The 2494-nt window shown below is 44.8% G+C and carries 1 protein-coding gene and 1 pseudogene; one reads left to right on the forward strand and one right to left on the reverse strand.

What is annotated here, in order from left to right; all coding sequences use genetic code 11:
* A partial coding sequence (locus ACFSUS_RS28955; RefSeq protein ID WP_381528764.1) for a FlgD immunoglobulin-like domain containing protein occupies positions 1–963 on the reverse strand: 963 nt, incomplete at its 3' end.
* 571 nt (positions 964–1534) lie between these two features.
* On the opposite strand from ACFSUS_RS28955, the pseudogene ACFSUS_RS28960 reads away from it, so the two are divergent.
* Positions 1535–2494, forward strand: a pseudogene (locus tag ACFSUS_RS28960) (hypothetical protein); the annotation flags it as partial.

Consider the following 2494-nt stretch of genomic DNA (forward strand, 5'->3'; position numbering starts at 1 on the left):
CTCCAGACCTGATAGCGCTAGAGTTGCAGCGGAAAGTGTACCATTAGTCTGTACAATATATTTATTTACCGAGTTTGTGCCGTTGATGACCCACAGGTTATCTTGCCCATCAATAGCTAAGCCACGGGGAGAGTCGATAGGCAGCGTTTGGACTAACCCTCCCGTTGTTTTATCAAAAACATGTAATTTGTTCAGAAGCTGGTGCGCGACGAATAGATAATTGCCGTTTTGCTGGACGGCTAAGCCGGTTATGGCCGAATTGGGCGTAGTACCTATATCGAGGCAAGATTTGTAAACTCTACCCAACTCCATCCGGCAAGAAATACCTTTCTCGAACGGTTTTTCGGTATCATCACTCACCCTGGTGGCGAAAACAAACCAGGTTTTGCCATTACTATAGCCGTCATAACCAGCCCAGTATACAGTTGCTTTGTCAGCAGCGACAAATCGGGTGGCCTGCGCCGTCTCGCCTTTAGGGAAGAATTCCACTTTAGACTGTGGACTTGTCAATAAACTCTTGGCCTGCGAAGGATGACCTTCGGCGTAGCCTACTCCATAATAAGCGGTATTGCCAGTAATTGCCATACCTTGAATTTGTAAGAAGCCTCGCTGGATTGCATTGCCCTGACTTACGCCGAACGAAGAGTTACCAATAACCCCTTCCCATGTGTAAGTCACGTTGTTAGATAGTACCTTGACCTTGTAGGTGGCATCGGGAGCCATCCTACCTTGGTCATCAAGCCCATCCCATGTTTGAGTGTGGCTACCAGATGGATACTCAGCGCCACTCCATAAAGTCCTAATCAAGGTACCATCTTGAGCAAATACACCAGCACTGGTACGAGCCTTTTGAGCTAGTGAAAATGAAAATGGTTTTGATATAGAGGTTTGGCCTACAGAGATTATAGGAAACAGAATGTATACTATTAAATATGGAAACAGTAATACTATTACCCTTTTCATTAGATAAATATATTTTATATCAATATTAGTAATTTATATGTACACTTTTAAGATACATATTTAATATTATTGTTAATAAAAAGTATATATTGGTATCAAAACTTGTATTTTATACATAGGCTTAGATCGAATTGAATGTTTCCAACATTGAGGGCAAGCACTGTCACTTGTAAAAAGGAAATCGGTTTTTGTTTAGTAAGCGTAAGCTCACAGATGGGCGCTTTTCAGAAAATGACCAGAAAAAGAAAAGATTATGAAGAAAGACAAATCGGCTCCATTGGAATTGTCCTAAAATCGAACTGTGCCTAAGTAGCTTTTATTCTTCAGCAGATGCTTAATGCGGGCTCGCAGACTTGTGTGCTGGCTGCGTATGCGTTTTGAAATAATTCAGCAAAAAATAAATGCTCCTTGACGAGTTAACCCCCTGGTAACGAGAGAGAGAGAGGATAGAAGAAAAGCTATAGGCTTTTTAGGTTACATGGACTAATTGTCAAGTGACCGTACATTTGTGAGTTTTTGAGTCAGTCATTACCCGTTAATACGCTTTACCACTGTAACTTTTTTAATGAACATGATTAGCAAGAGATTTTCAGCAATCTTGTGGCTACTGCTGTGCCTAAGTTTCGTCAGGCCAACATCAGCTCAGCAAAAACGTAATTTCCCCTTCACGTTCAATCTGAACAATAGTGCCCGCACCAGCGCTGGCGTATTTACTAAGGATGGTATACTTATCCGGACGCTCTGGAGTGGCGTCAATTTCCCCGCAGGTACACACGTTAAAAACTGGGATGGGCTAGACGACCAGGGGCAGCAAGCCCCAACGGCCAGCTACGACATCCGACTTCTCTCTAATAATGTTTCGTATACCTGGGAAGGGGTAATTGGTAACTCTTCGTTTGGGGTGAGTCAGGGCAACGCTCTTCAACGAGGCTTTCTGCGTATACAGGGTATGGCCATTACCGGTAATACCGCTTATTACGGGATAGGCTACGCCGAGGGAAACCCATCTCAGGCTAAGTTTGACTTGGCGCGACCGCAATTCAGAAACGAATTCACACCTAAAGGCTCGACCGACCAAGCTACTTTATTTGTAGCAACGGACGGAATGACGGTATACTGGGCCGGTTATGACGGCTACGACAACGGAAATAAGTGGTTTGTATATGCTACCCGGACTAGCGATGACAAGGAGCAAAACTTTGCCAATGGACAGCCGCTGAAGATGGTAATGGGTGGCACCTATAGCTCCTGCATTGACGTTATTAATAATGCCGAAGGGGTGATAACTGGCCTGGCCGTTCAGAAAAATGGGCGCTACTTATTCGTGTCGCATAAAAAACGGCACGAAATCCGGGTGTTTGATAAAAGCTCGGGGGCACTGGTGCAAACTCTTTTCTTTAACGATGCTGCTGGCTTAACCGTTGATGGGCAAGACAACCTGTGGGTCATCAACGGCACCACCCTCAGAAAGTACGCCGTACAAGCCAACGGCTCCCTGACCGACCTCAATCTGGCACCCGCCGGACTGGAA

This window comes from Spirosoma soli, from assembly GCF_042684525.1.
In the GTDB taxonomy this organism is placed as follows: domain Bacteria; phylum Bacteroidota; class Bacteroidia; order Cytophagales; family Spirosomataceae; genus Spirosoma; species Spirosoma soli.